General features: G+C 35.1%; 16 protein-coding genes. 3 read left to right on the top strand and 13 right to left on the bottom strand.

Annotation, left to right across the window (positions count from 1 at the left end; all coding sequences use genetic code 11):
* Positions 1-164 precede the first annotated feature (164 nt).
* From OLM57_RS14130 to mnmE, 9 genes are all read right to left on the bottom strand, one after another.
* Positions 165-1,271, bottom strand: a complete 1,107-nt coding sequence (locus OLM57_RS14130; protein WP_264564332.1) for a SusE domain-containing protein — start codon at positions 1,269-1,271, stop codon at positions 165-167.
* A 12-nt stretch (positions 1,272-1,283) separates the two neighbouring features.
* The gene (locus OLM57_RS14125; RefSeq protein ID WP_264564331.1) at positions 1,284-2,777 is read right to left on the bottom strand and encodes a RagB/SusD family nutrient uptake outer membrane protein; all 1,494 of its coding nucleotides are present in this window, start codon (positions 2,775-2,777) and stop codon (positions 1,284-1,286) included.
* A 9-nt stretch (positions 2,778-2,786) separates the two neighbouring features.
* The gene (locus tag OLM57_RS14120) at positions 2,787-6,056 is read right to left on the bottom strand and encodes a SusC/RagA family TonB-linked outer membrane protein (RefSeq protein WP_264564330.1); all 3,270 of its coding nucleotides are present in this window, start codon (positions 6,054-6,056) and stop codon (positions 2,787-2,789) included.
* Between the two features lie 130 nt (positions 6,057-6,186).
* On the bottom strand, positions 6,187-7,356 hold the full coding sequence (locus tag OLM57_RS14115) for a FecR family protein (RefSeq protein ID WP_264564329.1): 1,170 nt from the start codon (positions 7,354-7,356) through the stop codon (positions 6,187-6,189).
* A 214-nt stretch (positions 7,357-7,570) separates the two neighbouring features.
* On the bottom strand, positions 7,571-8,134 hold the full coding sequence (locus OLM57_RS14110; protein ID WP_264564328.1) for an RNA polymerase sigma factor: 564 nt from the start codon (positions 8,132-8,134) through the stop codon (positions 7,571-7,573).
* A 464-nt stretch (positions 8,135-8,598) separates the two neighbouring features.
* Entirely contained in the window at positions 8,599-8,760 is a 162-nt protein-coding gene (locus OLM57_RS14105; RefSeq protein WP_264564327.1) for a hypothetical protein, read from the bottom strand.
* Between the two features lie 148 nt (positions 8,761-8,908).
* Complete coding sequence (locus OLM57_RS14100) at positions 8,909-10,051, bottom strand: tyrosine-type recombinase/integrase (protein ID WP_264564326.1); 1,143 nt, start codon at positions 10,049-10,051, stop codon at positions 8,909-8,911.
* Positions 10,048-10,611, bottom strand: a complete 564-nt coding sequence (locus OLM57_RS14095) for a helix-turn-helix domain-containing protein (protein WP_264564325.1) — start codon at positions 10,609-10,611, stop codon at positions 10,048-10,050. The genes OLM57_RS14100 and OLM57_RS14095 overlap by 4 nt, the downstream gene beginning before the upstream one ends.
* Before the next feature lie 232 nt (positions 10,612-10,843).
* Positions 10,844-12,232, bottom strand: a complete 1,389-nt coding sequence (gene mnmE, locus OLM57_RS14090; RefSeq protein WP_264564324.1) for a tRNA uridine-5-carboxymethylaminomethyl(34) synthesis GTPase MnmE — start codon at positions 12,230-12,232, stop codon at positions 10,844-10,846.
* 177 nt (positions 12,233-12,409) lie between these two features.
* Between mnmE and OLM57_RS14085 the strand changes: the two genes are divergently transcribed.
* From OLM57_RS14085 to OLM57_RS14075, 3 genes are all read left to right on the top strand, one after another.
* Positions 12,410-13,237, top strand: a complete 828-nt coding sequence (locus OLM57_RS14085) for a universal stress protein (RefSeq protein WP_264564323.1) — start codon at positions 12,410-12,412, stop codon at positions 13,235-13,237.
* Positions 13,238-13,283: 46 nt separating this feature from the next.
* Positions 13,284-14,117, top strand: coding sequence for a universal stress protein (locus OLM57_RS14080; protein ID WP_264564322.1), 834 nt, complete (start codon positions 13,284-13,286; stop codon positions 14,115-14,117).
* 107 nt (positions 14,118-14,224) lie between these two features.
* Complete coding sequence (locus tag OLM57_RS14075) at positions 14,225-15,997, top strand: MutS-related protein (RefSeq protein ID WP_264564321.1); 1,773 nt, start codon at positions 14,225-14,227, stop codon at positions 15,995-15,997.
* Positions 15,998-16,204: 207 nt separating this feature from the next.
* Here the strand turns inward: OLM57_RS14075 and dnaN are convergent, their stop codons facing one another.
* The 4 genes from dnaN to OLM57_RS14055 all read right to left on the bottom strand — a co-directional run bounded on the left by dnaN (position 16,205) and on the right by OLM57_RS14055 (position 20,231).
* Positions 16,205-17,323: a DNA polymerase III subunit beta gene (gene dnaN, locus OLM57_RS14070; RefSeq protein ID WP_264564320.1), complete on the bottom strand. Its 1,119-nt coding sequence runs from the start codon at positions 17,321-17,323 to the stop codon at positions 16,205-16,207.
* A 107-nt stretch (positions 17,324-17,430) separates the two neighbouring features.
* Positions 17,431-19,116 (bottom strand): gliding motility-associated ABC transporter substrate-binding protein GldG, encoded by a 1,686-nt coding sequence (gene gldG / locus OLM57_RS14065; RefSeq protein WP_264564319.1) that lies wholly within the window; start codon positions 19,114-19,116, stop codon positions 17,431-17,433.
* Entirely contained in the window at positions 19,116-19,841 is a 726-nt protein-coding gene (gene gldF / locus OLM57_RS14060) for a gliding motility-associated ABC transporter permease subunit GldF (RefSeq protein ID WP_264564318.1), read from the bottom strand. Before gldF ends, gldG begins: the two co-directional genes overlap by 1 nt.
* A 93-nt stretch (positions 19,842-19,934) precedes the next feature.
* Positions 19,935-20,231 (bottom strand): putative quinol monooxygenase, encoded by a 297-nt coding sequence (locus OLM57_RS14055; RefSeq protein WP_264564317.1) that lies wholly within the window; start codon positions 20,229-20,231, stop codon positions 19,935-19,937.
* Positions 20,232-20,269: the final 38 nt, after the last annotated feature.

Here is a 20,269-nt window from a genome sequence, read left to right as displayed (position 1 = left end):
TGGTGTTTGCACCAACTATTTGTTATGGCGATTTCATTTGTTTGATTTTTAAATAATAATCAGGATCACTTCAAAAATGGTTGCATCCCTCTTCCTTCAATAAAGAGGAATGCACATTAATTAACCAATTAAACCATTTTTATTTTGACGTGACTATTTATTTATTAGAGTTTTGTAACGGTGTAAGTTGCAGTTACCGGATATCCATTAACAGCCGGGTTAACATCATTTATCGTGAATGTGATTTCATAAGTACCCGCTTCTCCAACATAATAAGCTCCTGAATTATCCAGGTACATTATTCCATCGGTATTGTTTTTTGCTCCGTAGTTTATTGTCCAGGCATTATTAAGTCTGAATTTTACATTTCCGGGAATTAAATCGGCTGTAATTTTCCAAACCTTATTTACATGGTCATAACTCATAGGTATAGAATTATTCCATCCATAATTGGCATCTTCAGGTGTTGCGGCATGTGTAGCATCACCTACAATTCCCCAAGCGTATGGGACTGAACTCCATTTTAAGGTTTTAAGGTTTGCTGTAATCTGATACGAACCTGCTCCAGGCATTTGGAAATCAGTGTCGCTCATGTTTTTCAAATCAAAATTGGAAGCTCCTGCCCCGTAAAATTGAGCCCAATTTCTTTCCTGATTCAATTTGAATCCTAAACCGGTTCCGACAGGAATGGTCACATATCCTTGGTATACTCCTGCGTCTATGGCCGAAAGAGCTGCGGCTGTATCTACATTCCATTCTCCTTGATAGCTACCAGGCATATAGATTGCACCAAAAACAACGGGTTTTTCATAAGGAGTAACGGTCAAAACTACAGGCGCAGAATAAATGGTGCGATCCATAGTAGACTCTACACGAACAGCAATTTTCCCTGCTACATCAATAGGTAAACCCAGTGTAATTGCCATTTTATTAAGGTCTATTCCTAATATTGATTTGCTCAATACGTCTTCGCCAACTATAATTCGGATGGCTTTATTCCAAGCTTTTTCTCCAGTGGTATCAGCAGGAATATCAAATTGCAAAGCATAGGTAACTGGAGCTTGAATAGGGTATACCACCGCTGGCCAAGAAAGGGTAACCACGGATTCTGATGCATTATCATCAGAAATCACTATAGTGCTTGGTGAAGCTTCTACAGCCGATGTAAAACTAACGGCTTGTAAAGTGGTTAGTTCAGCAGTGTCTTCACAGGATGCGCCAAACAGAGCAACAGCGCAAAGTACGAGTAACTTATATATATGTTTTTTCATGATAGTTCTTTTTTAGTAACCTGGATTTTGTTTTAAACCTGGATTTGCATCTAATGCAGAAGTAGGTATCGGGAACAGTTTTCTGTACGATTGAGAAGCCGCTTTAAATTGATTTGGCAATAAGAAAGTATCAAAACGAATCATGTCTTGTCTTCTGTGTCCTTCCCAGTTCAATTCAAGTGCTCTTTCATTGTACACATCAACAAGTGTTGGGTCTGCAGTAAGAGCAGTTAGTCCCGCACGTTGTCTTACAGCGTCAACAAATGGTTTTGCAGCTCCGGCATTTCCAAGACGAACATTACATTCGGCAGTCATCAAGAGTACGTCGGCATATCTGTAAATCGGGAAATCATTAGAAGCTCCACCTCCATTATTCAATCCAGCAGGAAAAAACTTGGTGTCACGAACTCCAGCTTGCGGAGGCGCTCCAGGATTGTCCAAAGAACTAACTTCAAGCGTGTAATTAATGCCTCCGGCTTGTTCACCCACAAGAAATTGTTTTTTACGAACATCGGCATCGGCATATTTCAAGAAATAATCTGAAGGAACAATAGTTCCATTCCATCCATTGTACCCAAACAAAGCAAATGCGTTGGCTCCTCCAAGACTACGAACTGTGAAAATATTACGGGAAACTACATCTACTGTGGCATAAATAGCAAAAATAGTTTCATCATCTGGAAGTACATCTCCAAACAATTCATAATATTTATTGCCCAGTGGACTAGAAGCATTGTCGCTTCCAGAATGTAGAGAGAAACCGCCTTGTGTTATTTTTTCGCAAGTGGCAAGACATTCTGCCCATTTAGGAGTACCTGTGTACACACCAGCATTCAAATAAACTTTGGCCAATAACATATAACCAGCCCATTTGTTGAATCTGCCATAATAGTTACCTCCTTTTGTACCCGAAAGCAATTCAACATTGTCATTCAATTCTCCAACAATAAAGTTATACACTTCGGTACGACTTGCCTGCGGAATTTTGTCAACAGTGATATTGTTTTGGGTATAAAAAGGAACACTTCCATAATCGTCTATTAACAGATAGTAGAAAAAAGCTCTCAAAACTTTGGCTTCGGCAATTTTTGAAGGATCTGCTTTTGCTTTTTCCAATTGATCTACAGCCAAGTTGGCATTAAAGATCGATTTGTACAACCAATTCCATGTGTTTCCTACTATAAAACTTGTTGGTAACCATTCGTGTTTATACAATTGTGCAAAATCCAATTGCCAGTCACCTGTATTTCTATGTGGAATCACTTGCTCATCGCTGCTCATCGCATTCAGGTCATACCAACCATTATCTGCACCGGCATAACCAACACCACCCCAGTTACCGCCAATTTGGGCATAAACACCTGCTAGCGCTACATCTGCACCTTCTGGTGTACCATAAAAGTCTTCGGATTGGTATTTATCGTATACATTTTCATCTAAATTGGTGCAGCTTGCAAAAGATAAGAGGCTTAAACTTCCTATCAATACTATATTTTTGATTTTCATTTTCATTTACTATTTAAATTTAACACTTAAACCTAGGCCAAAACTTCTGGTACGAGGATATATACCTATATCATTTCCAAAATTGGTGCCTTCTCCACTTAAATTGATTTCTGGATCCATTCCTGAATATTTAGTAAACAACATTAAGTTATTTCCGGTAAGGGTAAGACGAAGTGATTCTATGTATTTAACGTCTGTAAATAAAAAGTTATAGCCCAAGGTAAAATTATCAAATCGTATAAAAGAACCATCTTCAAGCCATAAGTCTGAAACATATTGTGTAGTGTACATTCCTAGTGGAATAGAACTTGTCAATACATTTGATTTACCAATACTTTCTTGATAGCTTAAACTTTTGTTCAAACTATTATAGATTTTATTTCCTCCAGAACCCTTCCAAAGCATAGAAACGTCAAGCTTTTTATATCTAAAAGTTGGATTGAAAGCAAATGTATAGGTAGGCAACGCAGATCCTTCGTAAGCTCTGTCAGGACTTGTTGCCCCTTGATCGATAATTCCATTTCCATCACGATCCAATACTGTCTCAGCATTGACATTGTCTTTCCCAGTATGTTCCAAGATATAAAAAGCACCTACGGGTTTTCCTTTTACTAAATAAGCATTTGGTGCACCCCATCCAACATAATTTGTGTTCAATGGTACTCCGTCTATGCTTCCGCTCAAATTTAAAACCTCATTTCTCATAAACGAAACATTCCCGGCCAAAGTAAGGGTAGTGTTTTCGGTACTTATTAAATCATAACTAAGTGAGCCTTCTATACCTTTGTTCAAGATACTTCCAACATTGGCCATAACGGTTCCGAATGGATAAGGAGGTTGTGGAACGGTATAGTTAAACAATAAATTATCTGTGGTTGCTGTGTATGCATCAATAGTACCTCTAAGTCTATGGTCTAAAAGAGCAAAATCAAGACCAATATCCGTTTGTTTTTTGGTCTCCCATTGCAAATCTGGATTGGCATTTTGGATGATGCCATAATTGGTAATTTGAGAACCACCAAAATAGGTAACTCCAGAACCACCTACTAATGAAAGAGAATTTTGTGGTCCTAATCCTTGTTGGTTACCTGTTACTCCATATCCTCCGCGCAATTTCAATTCATTGAAAACAGTTTGATTGGCCATAAAAGGTTCTTTGTCGATGGACCATCCCAAAGATACAGATGGGAAATTTCCCCATTTATTATTTTCTCCAAATACAGAAGAACCATCTCTCCTAAAACTACCTGTAACCAAATAACGGTTCAAATAGGTGTAATTCACACGTCCTAAAAAGGAAATTAATGTTCTGTCATTTTTATAAGATTTAACATCACCTGGTTTAGCATTCGAAAAGTCGCCCAATTGCAATGCATTGTAGGTAGCAATATCATTTATAAAACCTCTTGCATGTGCTTCATTTCCTTGATACGTTTGATTTTGCCATTCGTACAATGCCAATGCATTAAGACTATGGTCGCCAATTACTTTTTTGTAAGTAAGACTTATGTCCATCAATCTTTCGTTTTGTTTGTTATTATAGATGTCAGCAAAACCTTTTTGGTCAATAGCACCTGCATCGGTTGATTCTACCGGAAGATAAAAACCATTAGAAGTATTGGTGTTTCTCCAGCTTCCAAACCAACCCGCAGTAAGACCACTAATGATGTCCAAATCGGCTCTTAAGCTGCCAAATAAATTGTCATTTTCAGTTTGATTGGTAACGGTTTCTGCAGCAGCATAGGGATTTAAATAATGAAATACATTTGGATCGGTAAAGTAAGTGCCATCTGTATTGTAAACAGGATTTGTCGGGCTTACAAAATAAGAATTCGTAATCAAATTAGAAGTAAAAGCTGCTCTTCCTATGCTTTGAATACTATTCTCTGTATTGATAACGCCACTATTCAGATTAAAAGTCAATTTTAACTTGTCGTCCATCGCCAATTGAGTGGCTTGAATACGTCCAATGTATTTATTACTGCTCGAATTTATTACCACACCTTGTTGTAAAATAGCAGTGATAGAAGCTCTATAATTAAATTTATCTGTTGCACCACCAAAGGCCAAAGCATGTGTTTGGGTAAGTCCTCTTTGTGTCAAAATATTAAACCAGTCGGTGCTTGAACCATGATTTGCCGAAGCCGGTACACCAACCAATTGGGCTTGTTGCCACCATTGATCTGCATTAAGAACTTCAAGCGGATTTGGGATGTAATCTACAGCTGTTGTTCCTGTATATTCTACTGTTGTTTTGCCTGCCTTACTCTTTTTGGTACTTACAATAATTACCCCTGCAGCACCTCTGGATCCATACACTGCCGAAGCCGATGCATCTTTCAATACGTCCATAGAAGCAATTTCGCTCGGTGGTATCTGGTTTAATAAATCAAGATTCCCTTGTACACCATCGATTACTACCAGTGGATCATTTCCTCCAATTAAAGAAGTTAATCCTCGAATCCTAACACTTGGTGTAGATCCGGGTTCGCTTCCTATTTGATTGATGCTTACCCCAGCCATTTTACCCGTAATCAGTTGCAAGGGATTTACAATAGGACCTTGGTTCATGTCTTTTGCAGCGATAGAAGATACCGCACCGGTTACATCTTTTTTGGCCAAAGAACCGTATCCCACTAACACTACTTCTTTTAGAGATGTAGTTTCTGGTACCATTTGTATGGTAATATTTTCTTGGCTTGCCGAAACTGTTTTTGAGAAATAACCCATATAGGTTACAACCAGCATGGCTGTATTGCTTTGTACAGTAATTTGAAAGCTTCCATCATAACCTGTAAGCACACTGTTTTTGGTGTCTTTTTCAGTAACTGTTGCGCCAGACATTGGCATACGATTTTCGTCAATTACTTTTCCTTTTATGGATTGTTGCAGAAAAGGTAAATTTTCGGATGGGATGAATACTGGCTTTTTGAGCATAATTTGGGTGTCCCTGACAATAATCTCTGTTGGGACACCTTTAAAAAGTTGATCTAAGACGACCGTTATGTTTTGATTTTTTACATGAATAGAAACCACACGATCTAAATCGATGTCGTTTAATTTGTAAATAAACTTGAAGTCTGTTTTTTGTTCAATGGTTTCAATAACCTTTTCAACGGTGGTATTGTTCAATTCCAAGCTTACTTTTGTCTTTTGGGCATAAGTATCGGCTCGGGAATTAAAAATAGCAACTAAAAGTAATAGCGTAGTTAGTTTCAATTTTAGGTCAATTTTGAACAACGAAAATTGCATTCCGTCATTCTTTAATTTTTTTTTCATAATTTTGTTAATTGATTGTATTTAATCTGTTAGGTTCAATCACTTATTCAATCGGAAATTGTTCGCAGCTCTTTCCGATTTTTTTATTCTTGGGCATTCAGGTTTTCATTTTTTTATTTGGTTTTAAAGATTATTTAATAGTTATTATATCGTTTTTGGTGGTGTACTCGAATCCATACACATCTTGAAAATAGGTTAACACTTTTTCTAAAGGTTTGTCTCCAAAACTGGCATTGAATTTTTCATTGGCCAATTTGTTGTTTTTGATGATGATACTTACATCATAGCGTCTCTCTAATTTTTTACAGATATTATTAAAACTCATATCACGGAACATTAGCCCTCCATTCATCCAGGAAGTATACATGTCGGTATTTACTTCTTTGGTATCGATCTGGTTGTTGTACTTATTGAAACTTCCTTTATAACCTGGTTTTAGAATGGTATTTTTATCAGCGTCAAATTTTTCGTTTGCAGTATATAAACCTACAGAACCTTCTACCAGAACCACATCGGTTAAATCATCTTCGGGATAGCTGGAAACGTTAAAGTGAGTTCCCAAAACGCGAACATTCAATTTGTCGGCATTGACAACAAAAGGATGTTTTTTGTCTTTTGACACATCAAAAAAGGCTTCTCCGTCCAGAAATACTTGTCGGTTTTCGCCAGCGATGAATTTTACAGGATATTTCAAAGTAGTACCCGAATTTAAATGCACAATAGTTCCGTCGGATAATTGCAATTCAAATCGTTTGCCATTCGGGATTTTCAAAGTATTGTATACTAGCTTTTCGATAGATGTTTCCGTATCGTAAGCAATTTTGTTTCCGTCTTGGTTTCCTACCACATGACCTTCAGCATCGGTAACCTGACTTTTTTTACCTTCCGAAATAACTTGAATTTCCCCATTTTCCAGTTGCAGGGTAATGTCATTACTGTTGATAACGGGATTTGTTTTTGGAGTATTTAAACTGTTTTTATAAGTAAGACCTATCGATAACAATACAATAATGGAGGCTGCAATAGCCATGTATTTCTTGAATGGGAATTTTCTTGGTTCCATCTCTGTTTCTTCAATGTCTTGGGCCTGAACTAAAATTTTGGAGAAAATTTTGTCGGCAGTAGCGATGTCCATTGCTGGAACTTCGTCCAATAAAGCTTTTACTTCTTCAACCGTTGGAAAATCGGTGGTGAGCTTGTTTTTTAGACAATAGTCAATTACTTCATTGATTTCCTCGGCGGAACATTGGTTTAAAATAAACTTATGAAGTAATGCTTGTATTTCCGAATTGTCATTCATTGTGAATCGATTTTTGTTTGCTCTTTATATAATACAGTTGAAAGGCAGTTGAGTACTACTCAAACGTTGTAATTTTTTTAATTTTAACATAATAAAAAATAAAAAATAATACAAATATTTGATTTTCAATATTTTACATATAAAAATATTTTTGAATTAAAAGCAAAAAAAATCACCCGCTAGGAGTGATTATGTTGTGAATGGATTTCTAAATTTAAGTAAATTCATCATGAACCTCAAAAAATAGCCGCATGGATTCGAGTGCTTTGCTCATTTGAGTTTTGACGGTACTGACAGAAATTCCGAGTTCGAGACTTATTTCCTCGTATGTTTTTCCCTGTTTTCTAGACATTTTAAAAATGCGTTTGCGTTTGGGTGGCAATTGTTTTATGGCTTGTTTTTTTAGTTTTTTGCAATCGGCTTCCCGAATGGAATAATCTCCTTCAACATGTGATTTTTGACTGGTATAGAAAACTTCCTCTTTCAAAAGCGCATCATTTGCGGCTTTATTCAAAAGATTAAAAGCCTGGTTTCTGGCAATGGTAAAAAGATAGGATTTAAACGATTGATCTAGATTTAGATTTTCCCGATGCAACCACACCTTCAAAAAAACATCCTGAACATTTTCTTCGGCAAGTTCTTTTGATTTTAAAAGACTGATGCTATAACCATAGATATCTTGGTAATAGAAATCGTATAGTTTACGAAAAGCTTTTTCGTTGCCATTTTTGAGTTCACTTACCAATAATTTTTCGCTATGGACGTTTGCTGTTGACATTTATTTATTAACCCTTTAATTTTTTGGGCTTATAATAAGGATATTCTTATTTTTGAGCTTTTGTTTTAATAAATAGTGAACAAATATATAAAAATATTATTCGCAATACCTTTTTACGTAAAATATAACTTTTATTCTTTTTAAAACACCAGAAAAGTTTCAAAAGTTAGAATTTATAGTATTTTTTAAATATTTTCAAAAGAGTGTGCCAATTGTTATTATAAAAATAAAATATATTAAGAATTAACGGTTTATATCGTGTTTTTTTGGTGGACATTAGGCATGGTTTTGGTTTTTGATGTTTAGAGTTTAATTGACGGTTTTCGTTATGATACTATTATTTTAAGAGTTCAAGATCATGGAGTTTTCTTCCCAGTTCATCATCTGCAGCGAGTTTAAAAAAATCATCCTGAAGTCCTAATACTCTTAGCACATTAAAATTAGCACCAATAGCAACGCTAGGATTACCTTTTTCTATTTGATATAGGAGTCCTAACAATATCTGCTCTTTCTGCTACCTGAACAGCAGTTAGCTTTCTTCTTTTCCGGGCTACTTTTATGTTTTCTCCCAACTGCTCTAATGTCATTTGATGCTTAGGAAAAATGGTTTGTTTCCTTCTGCTCATGGTTTAAAACGTTCATTATTATGAACAAAATCTAGTATTTATGTTCATAATAACACACATTTTTATGTTTTTTTATATTTAAAGTTAGGGCTGCTCGATCTTTTATGACTATTTGTTTTAATTGCTATTTTCCAGTATTGAAAACTTCTTATTTAAATGAAATTTTATTAGTTGTTTCTCTTTTTTTCTCGTCGATGATTTTTGTATATATCTGCGTTGTCTTTATGCTTTTGTGTCCCAGCATTTTCGATACCGTAAATATGTCGGTACCTGCCGCCATCTGCAATGTTGCATAGGTATGCCTAAAGCAGTGAAACGTAATATGTTTTTCAATTGATGCGTCTTTAACCCAAATAGGTAGCAGTCGGTCTACGTCCCATTTTTTTAAATCATAAAAGACTCTCTTACTTAGCGCCTCTTTTTCACCTAGGAGCTCGAAAGCTTCGTGAGAAATAGGAAGGGTTACCGGTCTGTCCGTTTTTTGTTGCTTAAATCTTATGTAATATCCTTCACTTTTACTATACTGCACTTCTGCCCATGTAAGTTTTGCAACATCGGAATAGCGTATTCCTGTTAGCAGAGAAAACATGCAGACGCGTTTGACAATTTCTTTTTTACAAGGTGTCCTAAACAGTCTTGTAGCTTCTTCCATAGTAAGGAAGTTCCTTTGGGACTCCTGTTCCTTGATGCTTTCGACCGCAGCATTAACATCCGTTTGTAGTAATCCTTTTTTGTAAGCTTTTCGCAAGGTGGCCTTGATCTTATTAAAATAGGATAGGGCAGTGTTTTGAGCCAAAAACTGGTCTTTTTTCTTTAAACATTTTGCCTTCAAAATGTATTCCCTGAAATCCTCAACAACTGTTACATCAATTTCCTCCATTAATATGTCCTCGTTCTTAAGAAACTTTTCAAAATGGATAATTGCATATTTCCAGATTTCAGCGTTATTGCCGGTCTTGATTTCTGCTGTCTGTTTTATATACTGCAGGAATGATTTTTTTCCTATTTCCTGCAGACGAAGCCGCTCTTGTTCAAATGGTGTATAGATTTGCTGCTTGTTCAATTCATTACGCCTATTTGCACAAATCACCTCGGCCTTGTGCAAATTTTCTGAATTCATTGCTTTATCAATATTATTTTTTGGTTTTGAAACCAGATATAAACCTAAATACTCTCTGCGCGAAAATTCACGAGTTTTAGCGTTATAGATTGGAGGGAAAAAATCAAGATATAATGTAATCTTTCCACTTGGCAGCGTCCTTTTTCTTAATGTAACATTTATATTTTTCATCTTCCAACAGCATTAAAAATTATATCAATATCCTGTTTGGCTACACAGGTGAATTTTCCAACGGAATATTTTACAATGCCCTGCCGTTGAATCAATAGATAGAGTGCTCCTGAAGAAATATTGTACTTCTGCTGAATTTGCGTGATAGTATAGCAATTGTCAAAACCAGGAAATTGCTGTCCAGTCTTCAAAGTAACATCCTGGATGGGAATAGCAAAGAAAGCTTCTAGGTCGCATCTGCGGATAACAGTTCGTTTGCCAAACTTTGCAATGTCGAGATATCCATTGTTAACTAACCTGTAAATGGTACTCCTGCTGATCCCGAAAAGAAGGCTGGCTTGAGTAATTTTTAGAAACTCAAGCGGCTTTATTTTTTCCAAATCTGTGTTTAATAGCTGAAAGGTTTCGTTATTGCTTTTTTCTACTTTTCCGCTGCGTACTAGTGCTTTATAACCCCGACTGTTGCAAATGGGTGAACAATATCGTGTCCGAGTTGTTCTGGCTGTGAACTGTTTTTTGCAGTGCTCACAAATTCTGATAACCTCAATGTTAGAACTCATAATGTGACTAATTTTGTGTCCCATTGTGTCTATGTGTGTCAGATTGTGTCATCATCTCACCAAAAAAAAATCTTGATGCAGATTTTTTTTTCGTGGTACAATAATGGTACAAAAAGGAACAAACTATCTGTAAATAAAATTAAATTAACAGAAAGAAGAATCCCAGTTAAAATGCCGTTTTATGACATTTTAACTGGGATTCTTTGTTTTGTTTTGTGATGTTTTGTGAAACTTATTTGCCGATACAGAAATTTGCAAAGATATTCCCCAACAATTCATCATTCGTAACCTGACCAGTAATCATCCCAAATTGGTACAAAGCCTCTTTTATATCGAGCGCCATAAGGTCACTAGAAAGATTGGTTTCAAGACCGTATTTTACTTTCTGAATTTCGTCTAATGCTTTAAGCAACGAATCGTAATGTCTGGTGTTGGTAACAATGGTTTCGTTATTGCGCAAAGCACCTGTGTTGACAAACGATAGCAATTGACTTTTAAGATCTTCAACACCTAGTTTCTCTTTTGCCGAAATTAATAGAATTTCTGGTATCTCCGCTTTGATATTTTGTATTTCAATTTCAGTTAGTTTATCCGCTTTGTTGCCGATTATAACCAAAGGTTTTAGGGGAAACTGATTTTTAATTTTCTCTAATTCTACTTTTAATTTTAAACCAGAAATCTTAAACTCGGAACTGTCAAAAAGGAAAACGACAACCTGTGCTTGTTCTATTTTTTCGAATGTTTTTTTAATCCCAATACTTTCCACTACATCAGCTGTTTCCCGTATTCCGGCTGTGTCAATAAATCGGAAACCTATTCCGCCAATCACCAATTCGTCTTCAATTGTATCACGGGTTGTACCCGCAATTTCAGAAACAATAGCGCGTTCTTCATTCAACAAAGCATTTAATAAAGTTGATTTTCCAACATTGGGTTCGCCTACAATAGCTACTGGAATTCCATTTTTTATTACATTTCCGACAGCAAATGAATCGATTAATCTTTTCAGTACAAACTCAATTCGGTTCAATAATTCATGAAATTGGGTTCTGTCGGCAAATTCTACATCTTCTTCGGCAAAGTCCAATTCAAGTTCAATAAGCGAGGCGAAATTTAATAGTTCCTCACGCAGTTTGGCAATTTCGTTCGAAAAACCTCCACGCATTTGCTGCATTGCAATTTGGTGTGACGCTTCATTATCGGAGGAAATCAAATCAGCAACAGCTTCGGCTTGTGATAAATCGAGTTTGCCATTCAGAAAAGCTCTAAGGGTAAATTCGCCCGCGTCGGCCATTCGACAGCCTTTTCGTAACAATAACTGAATAATTTGCTGTTGGATATATGTAGAACCGTGACACGAAATCTCAATTGTATTCTCTCCAGTATAAGAGTTTGGGCCTTTAAAAACTGAAACCAAAACTTCGTCCAGTGTTTTTTTGTCATCAACAATATGTCCCAAATGCAACGTATGCGTTTTTTGCAGTCTTAAATCTTTGTTTTTTATAGATCGAAAAACCGTATGACCAATTGCAATGGCATCTTCGCCAGAAATTCGAATTATGGCAATGGCACCGGCTCCCGAAGGAGTAGCTAAAGCAACTATAGAATCGTTTTGGATCATAACAAAAAATTTATGCAAAAGTAAGCAAAACTTACCACCTTGCAAGTTCTCAAAATCAATGCTTTTTGTGTTATTTTTTTATTAAATAAAGCATCAAAATGACAATTGTCATGCTTTATTTTAAGAAGTTTCGTAACTTTAGATAAAATATTGATATACAGTAAATTATTAGTAGCTATGAAGAAAATATTGTTCCCAACAGACTTCTCAGACGTTTCAAAAAACGCCTTTATTTACGCTTTAAAGCTAGCCGATGCGATTGATGCTGAAATTATTACGTTGCACGTTTATCAATTGGACTCACCCGCTTATTTAGATGTTTCTATCTATTTGCAGGAGATTTATGAATATGAAGAATTAACTAATTTCGAAAATTACAAAGACGAGGTTCCTGTTTTACGAAAAATAGCCGAAGCCAATAATTTGGAACATATAAAAATCAGTAATGTGCTCCTACAAGGTTCTTTGGTAGAAGAAGTAGTCAAACTTTCCAAAAAAGAAAACATCGATTTCATCGTTATGGGGACCAAAGGAGCTACCCATTTGCGTGAAATATTTTTGGGAACTATCGCTACCAAAATTATGAATGAATCCAAAGCTATCGTTCTAGCTATACCCGAAAAATGTGAATTTAAACCCATTGAAAAAATATTGTTTACCACAAAATATGACATAAAAGATATCGAAGCTTTGCAAAAAGTACAAACTTTAGCCAATATATTTCATTCCCACATTGATTGCCTGAATGTAAAACCACCACACACGGTTTACAAAGACGATTTTATTGTCGATTTCAAAAACGTTTTTAAAAACCAAAATGTAGCTTTTCATTCCATATTAAGCAACGATGTTGAGGGTGAAATTTTGGATTTTATTGAAAAAAACAACATAAATATGATTGCCATTCACGTACAACACAGAAGTTTTTTTCAAAAATTATTTGAGGTAAGTCTTTCCAAAAAACTCGCATTTCACAGTAAAATTCCAATTTTATCAATTCAGTAATCATTCTAATGAAATAATGATATTCATCAATTAAAAAACTATCACAATGAAAAAGATTTTATTCCCCACAGATTTTTCCGAAGTCGCCAATAATGCATTTGTCCATGCATTACATTTTGCAAAAGTGGTGAATGCAGAACTCATATTACTACATACTTTCGAATTGCCCATTATTGACAATCAGTTCACTCCCGACAATTACTATGCAATTTTTGATTCTCTGCAATTGGCACAGTTTGATATGTTCAAAAATGAAATCCCAAAACTTCGTGAACTCGCACAAAAAAATCATCTTGAAAACATCAAACTTAGCCACAAACTGATGGATGGGGACTTGATTTACAGTATAAAAAAAGCCATCAGAGAAGAAAAAATAGATTTTATCGTAATGGGAACTTCAGGAGCCACTGGTTGGGAATCATTTTTCATAGGTTCCAACACTGGAGCAGTAGTCACAGCATTAGATGTTCCAGTTCTAAGCATTCCCTTGGAAGCTCAATTTACCAAAATCGAAATCATTGGTTTTACTACCCGTTTTAGAGAAAAAGACAAATCAGCTTTAAGACAAGTTATTAAGATAGCCAAAAAAACGCATGCTGTTGTAAAATGTTTGTATGTCAAAACGAGTAAATCTGATGTTTCAGAAGCAACAATTAACGAATGGAAAACTGAGTTCGAAAACGAACCCGTCCAATTTTCAATAATAAACAGTGATCTTGTTAAAGAAACTATTTTGGACTTTATATCACATAAAAATATTGACATTTTGGCGATGATTACCCACAAGCGTAATTTTTTCTCTGAGTTGTTCAAACCGAGTTTAACCCAAAAATTTTCAAATATATCAACAGTTCCGGTTTTGGCCATGCACGAGGAATAGGTTGCGCATTTACGAATGTATAATTTGATTTTTTAGATTTTTCTATTGACATTGAAATTGCCATTGAAATTGTGATTGCCTACATTTGTATATCATTAAAACGAACAATGGAAATATACAAAAGCAATAGTCGAAACTATTCGGGGGAGTTAAAAGCAATTAATTCAAAATACAATAGCATTAGTTTTCTGAGGTTTATTAGTATTTTACTTTTTTTAGGAAGCCTATTTTATTACATAAAAACCAGCGAATCAGTATTTGTCATAACAGCAATTATACTCTTTGCTGGTTTTCTTTTTTTGATGCGAATCCATTCGAAATTATCTTTTCAAAAAAAGATAAAAACTGCATTGATCCAAATCAATGAAAATGAAATCGCTTATTTAGAACGCAAATCAATCCCTTTTGAAAATGGTACTGAGTTCAACGATTTTCATCATCCGTATGCCTATGATTTGGATATTTTCGGTGCGCATTCGTTGTTCCAAAATTTAAATAGAACAGCCACTTTTATTGGAAAAAAAACCTTAGCCAAACAGTTATTGACACTTTTGCCAAATGAGGAAATACTAAAGAATCATAAAGCTGTACAGGAATTAAAAGAAAAGTTAAATTGGCGTCAGGAGTTTTTGGCTCTTGCCAAAGTAGGACAAGACAATGAATCATTTTATAAAACCTTGTTGCAATGGAGATTATACAATAGCAAACCACTTTCTAAAGCAGCTGTGGTAATTTCATATTTATTTCCAGCACTTTTTGTATGTTGTCTTATCGCTTATTTTGTGACTTCAAACACGGTTTTCTTGACATATTCATCTTTTTTGTTTGTAATTAATTTAGGTATTTTGGGGAATTTCACAAAGCGAATTCAAATGGAAATTGCACAATCCGAAAATATAAATACAATAATCAGTCAATACAGTTTATTGGTTCAAAAAATTGAAAACGAAAGTTTTAAGTCCGAAAAACTGAAAGATTTGCAACAAAAATTCAACTTTAAAAACCAAAAGGCTAGCGCTCATCTTCAAAAATTAGCGGAGTTATTTTCTAATATGGAAACTATTGGGAATTTTGTTACTGCTTTATTATTTAACGGAACATTTCTTTTTAACCTTCACGTTCTAAAATCGATGATTGCTTGGAAAAAGGAACATGCTGAAGTTTTAGAAGAATGGTTAGAAGTTATTGGAGAGTTTGAAATGCTCAATAGTTTGGCCAATTTCTCGTATAACAATCCGGAGTTTGTATATCCTGAATTGAATTCGAATTATGAAATTTCTTTTTCTAATCTAAGTCATCCTTTATTAAATCCGGTAACTAGAGTAGGGAATGAGGTAGAGTTCCAGCCACAATCGTTTATGATTCTTACAGGGTCGAATATGTCGGGCAAAAGTACTTTTTTGCGTAGTTTAGGAATCAATATGGTACTTTCGGGAATGGGTGCACCTTTGTGTGCGAGTCAGGCCAATGTGCATCCATTGCCCGTTTTGGTCTCGATGCGACTCTCTGATTCGTTATCCGATAGTGAATCCTATTTCTTTGCTGAAATCAAGCGCTTAAAGCAAATTATGGATGAATTGGAAGCCAATCCCGCCTTTGTGCTTTTGGACGAAATTCTAAGAGGAACCAATTCCGATGATAAACGCAACGGAACGATTGAAGTGGTCAAAAAAGTAATTGCCAAAAAAGCAATCGGCGCCATCGCTACGCACGATATTGAAGTTTGTTTAACTACAAATGAATACCCAAATATTTTAACCAACAAATGCTTTGAAGTTGAGATTAGTAATAACGAATTGCATTTTGATTACACACTTCGTGACGGTATTTGCAAAAACAAAAGCGCTACTTTCTTGATGAAGAAAATGGGAGTTATTTAGAAATAAGTTTTTAAGTTTAGTGAGATAAGTTCACACAAAGTTGCTAAGACGCAAAAAATGTTGCCCTAAACTTTGCGTTTTTGCCACTTAGCGAGAAATAAACAATAAATGTTGGATAAGTCAAAAAAAAACCAAAACTCTGGTTAGGAATTTTGGTTTTTTCAAATATAAAAAAATGGTTTTGGTTAGTTTAGTATTTTGAGGTTACTAGCTGTTAAGCATGACTGGCATTACAAGCATAGTTACGGTTTCGCCTTCTTCTAGTCCATCTATAGGAGTTAGAATTCCAGCTCTGTTAGGTAATGACATTTCGAGCATAATCATGTCAGATTGCAGGTTGTTTAACATTTCGGTTAAGAAACGAGAGTTGAAACCTATTTGCATATCGTCTCCTTGGTAATCACAAGTCAATCTTTCTTCGGCTTTGTTTGAGTAGTCTATATCTTCGGCAGAAATGTTTAATTCTGCTCCAGCGACTTTCAAACGAATTTGGTGCGTTGTTTTGTTAGAGAAAATCGCAACACGACGCACAGAACTCAAGAATTGAGAACGATCCATCATCAATTTGTTTGGATTTTCTTTTGGAATAACTGCTTCGTAATTTGGATATTTTCCATCGATTAAACGACACAATAAAATGTAGTTGTCAAAAGAGAACGTAGCATTTGAATCGTTGTATTCTATTTTTACTTCAGCATCTGATGTGCCTAAGATACTTTTTAAAATGTTTAAAGGTTTCTTTGGCATAATAAACTCAGCTACTTGAGATGCTTTTACATCAGTGCGAGCATATTTTACCAATTTGTGAGCGTCTGTTGCCACAAAAATCAGACCTTCTGGCGAAAACTGGAAGAATACGCCAGACATTACCGGACGCAAATCGTCGTTTCCTGCTGCGAAGATGGTTTTGCTAATAGCAGTTGCTAAAACATCTGCGGGAACTAACGTTACCGATGGTTCGTCTAAGTTTACTGATTTTGGGAATTCTTCTCCCGGAGCATACGCCAAAGCATATTTTCCTGAGTTTGAACTGATTTCTATAGTGCTGTTTTCTTCAACTGTGAAAGTTAAGGGTTGTTCTGGAAAGGTTTTAAGAATTTCCAATAATAATTTTGCAGGTACTGCAACACTTCCTTTACTGGTAGAGTCTATAGCCAATGTGGCTGACATTGTAGTCTCCAAATCGGATGCAGAAACCGTTAATTCGTTATTATTTAATTCAAACAAGAAGTTGTCCAAGATTGGTAAAGTATTGTTATTGTTGATAACGCTACCTAAAACTTGTAATTGTTTTAATAAGTACGAACTCGATACTATAAATTTCATCTGTATTGTTTTGTTTTTAATGGTGTGCTTTTTCTGAATTAAAAATTGAAATACACTTTACAAATATATTGTAAACTATTCTAGAAAACCAACTTTTTTATTAACATCTATTTACTGTACTTTCTTTTTCTAAGGAATGTAAATCCGATACCAAATAAGAACAAAATTAGAAGTGGTAGTCCGATAGTTAGGAACTGTGTAAAGGTATAATTTTCATACACTTTTTCTTTATCCAACAATGGTAAATCTAGATCCTTGCTACGAATGTTAATAAGTCCCGTATCATCCAGTAGATAATTCACACAATTCATCATAAAATCTTTGTTGTCGTATAAATTCCCTGAGCGTTGGTCATAGCCCAATTCAACCGGTTGTCCTGTTTTGTCCAATTGGTTTTTTATAATATCTCCATCCGAAATCACAATCATTTTGCTCTCTTTTCCGGTAGTTTCGAATGATTTGTCTTCAAAAGGTAAAACACGGTTCTCAAACATAGAATGGAATTTACCTTCTAATAATACTGCCATTGGAATATTTCCTTTATTGAGGTAATCAGCTGGAGAAGTTTGTTCCGATACAATATTCAGGTTGATTTCAACAGGAGTTCCTATTTTTTTTGAATAAGGAGAAGACTGCAACAATACTGTTTTCTTAATGCCGTTTTTCAAAGTATCCATCGCATTGGCAAAATCAAATTTGATGCCGCCCAAATTTTTCACAATGGGATGTTTGCTGATAGGATATACCTGAGGTGCAAATTTCCAGTTAAAATCCTGGTATTGTGTTGCACTTCCTTGTTCTCCGCTAGCCAGTTTTATTGGACTTCCTTGTTCGTCTTTGACCAAGTCAGGATTGATACGTACTCCGTATTTGAAGAGCATATCGTTTAAATTCAAGTCTTTTGGAAATGCTAATGTTGCTCCCGATGGATTATAAAGGCTGTCCATTTCGGCATTGACCTGATCAATAAGCCAAAGGGTTTTTCCGCCATTTATGATGAATTGATCTAAAACTAGTTTTTCTTCATCGGTAAAAGCTTCGGTTGGTTTGGCAATGACTGCCAAATCATAATTCTGTAATGATTGTAAAGTTCCTTCTGGATTTTTGACAACCGAATCCAACGTAAAAGGCCCGATGAAATAACTTTCACGCACTTGCATTAGGAATTTAGCAATGTGTCGTTCCTGAAGTTCTCCATTTCCTTTGATGATAGCAACTTTCTTTTGTTTGTCTTTGGATATTTTATTGATTCCATCCGAAATAGAATATTCAAGATGTTGAACAGATCCAATTACTTTTTGTGTTGTAGAAGCTCCCATCAGATTCTTCAACAGCGGAATATTTACTTCCTTGTTGTTATAAACAGCAATTGCCCAAGGAAAAACCATCGATTGGGACTGTTTTCCTTTGTCGTCAACAGTAATATTTATTGGAGTTAAGCCTTTTCTATATAGTTCTTTGATATTGTCCATAGTTTCGTCTTTGTTCTCCAGCGGATCTACAAATTCGATGATAATATTAGAATTATAGGCTTGAAACTCCTCCAAAAGTTGTTGGGATTCCAGTTGTAATCGCTTGAATTCTGCAGGTAATTCCCCTTGCAGATAGACTTTTATGGATAGTGGATTCTTTACGTCTTTAAGAATCTTTAAAGTAGTAGGAGATAGCGTATAGCGATGATCCTGAGTTAAATCAAAACGATGAAAAAAGAAATTGCTAACAATATTTAAAAGTAATACTACTGCAATAGTAATCAATAATGATTTGGCGTTTTTTATATTGAATGCTCTCATTACGATTTAATAGATTTTAAATTAAAGACTGTGAAAGAAAGGAACAAAACCGTAATACTTGCAAAGTAAATAACGTCTCTTGTGTCTATAACTCCTCGGCTCATACTCTTGTAATGATCTTGCATTCCGAAATAAGAAATGAAATTGGAAAAGCTTGGCAAAACAGATGCTAATGCTTGAAATCCAAAATAGAAAAAGAAGCATAGAAAAACGGCAATGATAAAAGAAACAATCTGGTTTTCGGAAACAGATGAAGTAAAAATTCCAATAGCCGAATATGCCGCAATTAAAAACAATAATCCAAAATAAGAACCAAGTGTACTTCCTAAATCCAGATTTCCTTCGGGAGCACCCAAATTCCATATCACTTCTACATAAATAAAAGTTGGAATAATAGCCATTACAATTAATAGAAAAGCCCCCAAGAATTTTCCGTTTACAATCTCCCAAAGACTAATTGGTTTTGTGAGTAATAATTCAAGAGTGCCTTGTTTTTTTTCATCAGAGAAACTGCGCATAGTTACTGCAGGAATCAAGAAAATTAAAATCCATGGAGCCAGTGTGAAAAAGGGTGTTAAATCGGCAAAACCAGTGTTTAGAATATTATAATCCCCTTCGAATACCCAAAGGAATAAGCCGTTTCCAATCAAGAAAAGGGCAATTACCAAATATCCGATTGGTGAACCAAAAAAGGATTTTATTTCGCGAAATACGATTGACTTCATTTATTTTTTTGTTTAATAGATGATTTTTTTGATCTTTTATTTGCCACAAAGGCGCAAATATACTAAGTTTTTTATCTGAAATCTAAAATAGGCTTACTGTAAACTTACTAATTTATCAACGCTCCAAGCCTCAGGTTTTGCATTGAATAATTGTTTGGTAAATGTCCAAACGGTATTAAAAAGCTCAGAATTTCGATAATTTTCTAAATCTGCTTCGGTTTCCCAATAACTATAGGTAAAGAAAATGTTTTTGTTGTCCTTATCCTGATACAATTCCAGAAAACGATTTCCGGGAGCATTCCGTATTTTATCTTTCATTAATTCGAAATTTTCCAAAAAAGCAGGAATGTTTTCCTCATGAAAACTCAGTTTTACTATTCGTACAAACATTTTTATATTTTATTTAATGTAAAAGCAATATGAACATC

It is taken from the genome of Flavobacterium sp. N3904 (genome assembly GCF_025947305.1).
Lineage (GTDB): Bacteria > Bacteroidota > Bacteroidia > Flavobacteriales > Flavobacteriaceae > Flavobacterium.
Note: the sequence above shows the minus strand (reverse complement) of the source record. Positions and strands in the feature narration are given on the sequence as shown.